The sequence below is a fragment of the Pseudomonas sp. Sample_9 genome, assembly GCF_004307535.1.
In the GTDB taxonomy this organism is placed as follows: Bacteria; Pseudomonadota; Gammaproteobacteria; order Pseudomonadales; family Pseudomonadaceae; genus Aquipseudomonas; species Aquipseudomonas mercuritolerans.
Genome location: NZ_RAZO01000232.1, coordinates 1 through 6,326 on the forward strand (window position 1 = coordinate 1; position 6,326 = coordinate 6,326).

Annotated in this window: 6 protein-coding genes; all 6 read left to right on the forward strand. The window is 62.6% G+C overall.

The features are described from left to right. Positions 1-62 precede the first annotated feature (62 nt). The 6 genes from D6877_RS13440 to D6877_RS13465 all read left to right on the forward strand — a co-directional run bounded on the left by D6877_RS13440 (position 63) and on the right by D6877_RS13465 (position 6,196). A complete protein-coding gene (locus D6877_RS13440; RefSeq protein ID WP_130911107.1) occupies positions 63-1,718 on the forward strand; it encodes an AMP-binding protein in 1,656 nt (551 codons plus the stop codon). A gap of 31 nt (positions 1,719-1,749) precedes the next feature. After that, positions 1,750-2,193 carry a hotdog fold thioesterase gene (locus tag D6877_RS13445; RefSeq protein WP_016773655.1) on the forward strand — a complete coding sequence of 148 codons (444 nt, stop codon included), beginning with the start codon at positions 1,750-1,752 and terminating at the stop codon, positions 2,191-2,193. Positions 2,194-2,506: 313 nt separating this feature from the next. Continuing rightward, positions 2,507-3,313: an alpha/beta hydrolase gene (locus D6877_RS13450; protein ID WP_130911108.1), complete on the forward strand. Its 807-nt coding sequence runs from the start codon at positions 2,507-2,509 to the stop codon at positions 3,311-3,313. Beyond that, positions 3,310-4,164, forward strand: a complete 855-nt coding sequence (locus D6877_RS13455) for an alpha/beta hydrolase (protein ID WP_130911109.1) — start codon at positions 3,310-3,312, stop codon at positions 4,162-4,164. Before D6877_RS13450 ends, D6877_RS13455 begins: the two co-directional genes overlap by 4 nt. A gap of 115 nt (positions 4,165-4,279) precedes the next feature. Further along, positions 4,280-5,086 (forward strand): DUF4892 domain-containing protein, encoded by an 807-nt coding sequence (locus D6877_RS13460; protein WP_130911110.1) that lies wholly within the window; start codon positions 4,280-4,282, stop codon positions 5,084-5,086. A gap of 69 nt (positions 5,087-5,155) precedes the next feature. Then, entirely contained in the window at positions 5,156-6,196 is a 1,041-nt protein-coding gene (locus D6877_RS13465; RefSeq protein ID WP_071173244.1) for an AI-2E family transporter, read from the forward strand. Positions 6,197-6,326 lie beyond the last annotated feature (130 nt).

Here is a 6,326-nt window from a genome sequence, read left to right on the forward strand (position 1 = left end):
CAACCAAGCACTTGCTTGGTTGACTACGCTTGCTCCAGACCAAAAAAACAGGAGCGAGTCGCATGTCTGCCGCCTTCCGTTTGCCGCTGGACGTGTTCTACGAACGGGAAGCCCGGCACCCGCGCCAGCGCTTTCTGGTGCAGCCGATCGGTGGCGGGCAGGTCGAGACGTTGACGTGGGCCGATGTCGGCCATCAGGCCCGCTGTGCGGCGCACTGGTTGCGCGCGCGGGAGTTACCGCCCGGCAGCCACATCGCGCTGATCTCGAAAAACTGCGCGCACTGGATCATCGCCGACCTGGCGATCTGGATGGCCGGGCATGTGTCGGTGCCGCTGTACCCCAATCTCACCGCTGAATCCGTGGCGCAGGTGCTGACTCATTCGGAAAGTGCGCTGGCGTTCATCGGCAAACTGGATGACTGGGCGGGCATGTCGCAGGGCGTGCCGGCGGGCCTGCCGACCATCAGCCTGCCGCTGCATCCGCCAGGCGAGTTCGATTACAGCTGGGCGGACCTGCAGAGCTGTTCGCCAATCCAGGACGATCCACGCCCCGCCGCCGAACAACTGGCGACGATCATCTACACCTCCGGCACCACCGGCCTGCCCAAAGGCGTGATGCACAGTTTCGCCAATCTCGGTTTCGCCACCAGTCGTGGCACGCAGCTGTTCGGGCTCAATGAGAATGATCGGCTGCTGTCGTATCTACCGCTGTGCCACGTCGCCGAGCGCATGTTTGTCGAGTTGGCGTCGATCTATACCGGGCAGACAGTGTTCTTCGCCGAAAGCCTCGAGACTTTCATCACCGATCTGCAACGCGCGCGGCCGACGGCAATGTTTGGCGTGCCGCGTATCTGGACCAAATTCCAGATGGGCGTGTACAGCAAGATTCCGGCGCAGCGCCTGGATTTTCTCCTCGGCCTGCCCTTCATCGGCAAGCGGGTCGGGCACAAAGTGCTGGCCGGGCTCGGCCTGGATGCCTTGCGCGTGGCGTTGTCCGGCGCCGCGCCGGTGCCGCAGACCTTGCTCGCCTGGTATCAGAAACTCGGCCTCGATGTGCTGGAGGTGTACGGCATGACCGAGGGCTGCGGCTATTCGCATATCTGCCTGCCGGGGCGATACAAGCAAGGCTGGATTGGCCAGCCGTGCCCTGAAGTCGAGGTGCGCATCGATGAGTCCGGCGAGGTGCAGGTGCGCAGTCAGGCCAACATGCTCGGCTATTTCAAGGAACCGCAGAAAACCGCCGAGACCCTCACCGCAGACGGCTTTCTGCGCACCGGCGACAAGGGCGAGCAGGACAGCGAAGGGCGTCTGCGCCTGACCGGCCGGCTCAAGGAAATCTTCAAGACCAGCAAGGGCAAATACGTCGCGCCGGCGCCGATCGAAAACCGTCTGGCCGTGCATTCACGCATCGAACAGGTGTGCGTGGTCGGCGATGGCCTGAGTGCACCGCTGGGGTTGTGCGTGCTGTCGACGGTCAATCAGCAAGAGCCTCGTGCCAGTCTGCACGCGAGCCTGGAAAAGCTGCTGGAGGAGGTCAACGCCGCCCTCGACAAGCACGAACGCCTGCGCCGGCTGGTGGTGGTCAAGGACAACTGGGCGGTGGATAACGGCTTCCTCACGCCGACTCTGAAAATCAAACGCAACGTCATCGAAGACCGCTACGGTGCACGCTTCGAAGAATGGAGCGCGCGCAGCGAGGCGGTGCTGTGGCAGGATTGAGCATCGATTACAACAACAAAGGAAGTCTGCGATGAGCTTGTGGCGTACTACTCCCGACATCGAACAGTTGAACGCAATCCAGAAGAACACCATTGGCGAAGTGCTGGATATTCGCTTCGAAGCCTTCGACGAACAGTCGCTGACCGCGAGCATGGTCATCGACCATCGCACCCACCAGCCTTACGGCCTGCTGCATGGCGGCGCATCGGTGGTGCTGGCGGAAACCGTGGGTTCGATGGCCAGTTATCTGTGCATCGATGCCAGTAAATTCTATTGCGTCGGCCTGGAGATCAACGCCAATCACTTGCGCGGCTTGCGTAGCGGAAGGGTGACGGCGGTGGCCACGCCGATCCATATCGGGCGCACCACGCATGTCTGGGACATCCGTTTGACCAGCGATGAAGGCAAGGCCAGTTGCGTGTCGCGCCTGACCATGGCGGTGGTGCCGCTGGGGGAACAGCCGCCGCTGCGTTGACATTTATCGGGTTCCGTCAGGACGAGCCCTCACCCCAGCCCTCTCCCAGAGGGAGAGGGGGCCTACCGTGTGGTTTTCGCGATCCTCGTCGACCTGATAGTTCGAGTCGAGCTCAGGTCCCGGACACTCCCCCGATCTGCTCCCTTTCCCCCTCGCCCCCTTGGGGGAGAGGGCTGGGGTGAGGGGGCAGCGGTCTCGCTGATACACATCACCCTGACCGGACTGTCATCATTCCTGGCACTTACAGTCATTGCTGCGACGCCGGCTCTTGCGGACAATCAACGCCACGATTCCCGCTCATGGATTTGCCCGCATGTCGCAACCGATCTTTTTCGCCCACGCCAACGGCTTCCCTTCGGGGACCTATGGCAAGTTGTTCGCGGCGCTGGCGCCGGAGTATCGGGTCGTGCATCTGGAGCAGCACGCCCATGACCCACGTTTTCCGGCGGACGACAACTGGTACAACCTGGTCGATGAACTGATCCATCACCTGGAGCAGCAGGAACAGCCGGTATGGGGCGTCGGCCACTCCTTTGGCGGTCTGCTGCACTTGCACGCGGCGTTGCGCTGTCCCGAGCTGTATCGCGGCGTGGTCATGCTCGACTCACCGGTGCTGACCCGCACCGATCAGTGGGTGATTCGCGCGGCCAAGCGCTTTGGTTTCATCGACCGGCTGACCCCGGCCGGGCGCACCCTCGGGCGCCGTGAAGAATTCGCCGATCTCGACAGTGCACGCAGTTACTTTTCCGGCAAGACCCTGTTTCGCGGCTTCGATCCGGAATGCTTCGATGCCTACCTGCAACACGGTTTGCATCAGGTCGACGACAAGCTGCGTCTGCGTTTCGACCCAGCCACGGAAATCAGCATTTATCGCGGCGTGCCGCACACCAGTCCGGGGCGCACCCGCCAGTTGCAGGTGCCACTGGCCATGGTGCGCGGGCACAAGAGCCGCGTAGTCATGCGCCATCACAGCCGTTTCGTCTCGCGCCTGCCGCAGGGTGAGGCGCTGAGCATGCCCGGGGGGCATATGTTCCCGCTTGAGCGCCCGCAAGATACGGCACGGCTGCTCAAGAGTCTGTTCATGCGCTGGGAGCAGCGCCAGAACAAGGATTGCGCATGAGCCCGACCTGCGAAGAAGTGCGCCTGAACCTGCCGCATATCGAGTTGGCCGCGCATCTGTTCGGCCCCGAGGACGGCTTGCCGGTGATCGCGTTGCACGGTTGGCTCGACAACGCCAACAGCTTCGCGCGGCTGGCGCCCAAGCTCCACGGTTTGCGTATCGTCGCGCTGGACATGGCCGGCCACGGTCATTCCGCGCATCGGCCGAACGGCGCCGGTTATGCCCTGTGGGACTACGCCCATGATGTGCTGCAAGTCGCCGAGCAGCTGGGCTGGAAGCGTTTCGGCCTGCTCGGGCATTCGATGGGCGCGATTGTCTCGATGGTGCTGGCCGGTTCGCTGCCCGAGCGCATCAGTCATCTGGCCCTGATCGATGGCGTGATTCCTCCGACAGACAAAGGCGAAAACGCCGCAGAGCGCATGGGCATGGCCCTGCAAGCGCAACTCGATCTGCGGGAAAAGCGCAAACCGGTCTACAGCAGCCTCGAGCGTGCCATCGAGGCGCGGATGAAAGGTCTGGTGGCAGTCAGTCGTGAGGCTGCCGAACTGTTGGCCCAGCGCGGTTTGATGCCGGTGCCCGGCGGTTACACCTGGCGCACCGACAATCGCCTGACCCTGCCATCGCCGCTGCGCCTGACGGAAGAACAGGCAATGGCGTTTGCCTCGCGCGTCGGTTGCCCGGCCCATCTGGTGGTCGCGGCGGATGGCATGCTGGCCAGGCATCCGGAGTTGCTGAAGCGTCTACCCTTCAGCCACGAACAGTTGCCGGGCGGGCATCATCTGCACCTGAATGACGAGGCTGGCGCAGGTCTTGTAGCAGACTGTTTCAATCGCTTCTTCGCCATGCCTTGACTTGCTACCGGCAACTGCCGAGGCTGGGCGGGTTGAAACAGGAGACAAACTCGATGGATTTCTATACCGCTGCGACCCCGACCCGCCCAGCCATGACCGTCCGGTGAGCCTGACTATGCGGCCACTCAGTCTATTCGCGCTGTGCTGCTTCAGCTCCTTGTCCTTCGCTGCCGATGTGCCGGGCAGCCAGGATCTGCAAATCGTGCCGCGTCTGGCCGACGCACAGATTGTCGACTATCGCCCGGCCGCCGAGCTGGAGCGCATCTACCCGCTGGGTTCGATCCGCAAGATCAGCGGCCAGTTGCGTTATGACGGCCAGGTCACCGCCCGCGGCCAGACCACCTCGGTGACCTACGAGTTGCCGCCGGAACATTCCGCCACCGAAGCCTTCACCGCCGCCCGCGAAGCCCTGCAACAGCAGGACGCCGAGTTGCTGTTCTGGTGCCAGGCCCGCGATTGCGGCGAAAGCAGCCTGTGGGCCAACGAAGTGTTCGGCAACGCCAAGCTGTATGGCTCTGACGAACAACAGGCTTATCTGTTGCTCAGGCTGGCGGCGCCAAAGGACAACACGCTGGTGGCGCTCTACAGCATCACTCGAGGCAATCGTAAAGCCTATCTGCATGTCGAGCAGTTCGAGGCGACTGCGCCGTTGGGCGAACTGCTGCCGACCTCGGCGACCCTGCTGCGCCAGCTGAAAAGCACCGGCGAGCTGGATTTGCCGAAACTGGTCGATGAGCCGGATGCTACCTGGCTGCGCCTGATTTCCCGTGGCCTGAATCTCGACACGACCTTGCGGGTCACGGTTTCCGGGCCCAAGGCCGAAGCCTGGCGCCAGGCGTTGATGACTCAGGGTGTGCGGGCGGCCCGGATGGAAACCGGCAATCTCGAAGGCTCTGGCCTGCGCATCGACCTGTTGCGATAAGCTGTGCCGGGCGAGCACGCACGCAGTGTTCGCCTACTCTTTCGCTGACTGACTTTGCCGGGACTTTCCATGCTCAATAACGATCGCCTGCTGGTGCAGATTCTGCTGCTGGTGTTGTTTGGTGCCAGCCTGTGGGTGATGGCGCCGTTCTGGTCGGCGCTGTTCTGGGGCGCGGTGCTGGCGTTCGCCAGTTGGCCGCTGATGCGTTTGCTGACCCGTGCGCTCAATGGCCGCGAATCGCTGGCCGCGTTGATCCTGACACTGGGCTGGATGTTGCTGGTCGCGGCGCCGCTGGTGTGGCTGGGTTTCAACCTCGCCGATCATGTGCGCGATGCCACGGCCTTCATCAAGGACGTGCAGGTCGACGGTTTGCCGGAAGCGCCCACTTGGCTTGGCAGCGTGCCATTGGTTGGTGAGCGACTGGTGGCGATGTGGGACAGCATCGATCAGCAGGGCGCGGCGTTGATGGTCTCGATCAAGCCGTATCTGGGCCAGGTCGGTAACTGGCTGCTGGCGCGCAGTGCGCAGATCGGCGGCGGGATTCTCGAGCTGACGCTGAGCCTGGTGTTCGTGTTCTTTTTCTACCGTGACGGGCCACGACTGGCGGCGTTTGTGCACAGTCTGTTGCAGCGCTTGATTGGCGATCGTGCCGGTTATTACATCGAATTGGTGGCGGGGACGGTGCAGCGGGTGGTCAACGGTGTGATTGGTACGGCGGCGGCGCAGGCGGTGCTGGCGTTGATCGGCTTTTTGATTGCCGGGGTCCCTGGGGCGCTGGTGCTGGGGATCGTCACGTTTATGTTGAGTCTGATTCCGATGGGGCCACCGCTGGTGTGGGTGCCGGCCACGGCTTGGCTGGTGTGGAAGGGCGAGTACGGGATGGCGATCTTTCTCGGGATCTGGGGGACGTTCATCATCAGTGGCGTGGACAATGTGCTCAAGCCGTATCTGATCAGCCGTGGCGGGAATCTGCCGTTGGTGATTGTGTTGCTCGGGGTGTTTGGCGGGTTGATTGCGTTTGGCTTTATCGGGTTGTTTATTGGGCCTACTTTGTTGGCGGTGGCTTATAGTCTTTTGACGGATTGGAGTAAGAGTCAGGCTCGGGTCTAGGGGGGGGCTTGGCGGCCTTTGGGCCGACCAGGCTCTTGGGGTTTTGGGTGAATATCCGTTTCTGCGGGTGTTGCGGATTACGGTTCCGCCCTTACGGCGGGTCACCTTTTTCAAACGCCAAAAAGGTAAC

Excerpts from the sequence above, each read along its gene's own strand:
- D6877_RS13440 (WP_130911107.1), top strand. The coding sequence starts at position 63 with ATGTCTGCCGCCTTCCGTTTGCCGCTGGACGTGTTCTACGAACGGGAA.
- D6877_RS13445 (WP_016773655.1), top strand. The coding sequence starts at position 1,750 with ATGAGCTTGTGGCGTACTACTCCCGACATCGAACAGTTGAACGCAATC.
- D6877_RS13450 (WP_130911108.1), top strand. The coding sequence starts at position 2,507 with ATGTCGCAACCGATCTTTTTCGCCCACGCCAACGGCTTCCCTTCGGGG.
- D6877_RS13455 (WP_130911109.1), top strand. The coding sequence starts at position 3,310 with ATGAGCCCGACCTGCGAAGAAGTGCGCCTGAACCTGCCGCATATCGAG.
- D6877_RS13460 (WP_130911110.1), top strand. The coding sequence starts at position 4,280 with ATGCGGCCACTCAGTCTATTCGCGCTGTGCTGCTTCAGCTCCTTGTCC.
- D6877_RS13465 (WP_071173244.1), top strand. The coding sequence starts at position 5,156 with ATGCTCAATAACGATCGCCTGCTGGTGCAGATTCTGCTGCTGGTGTTG.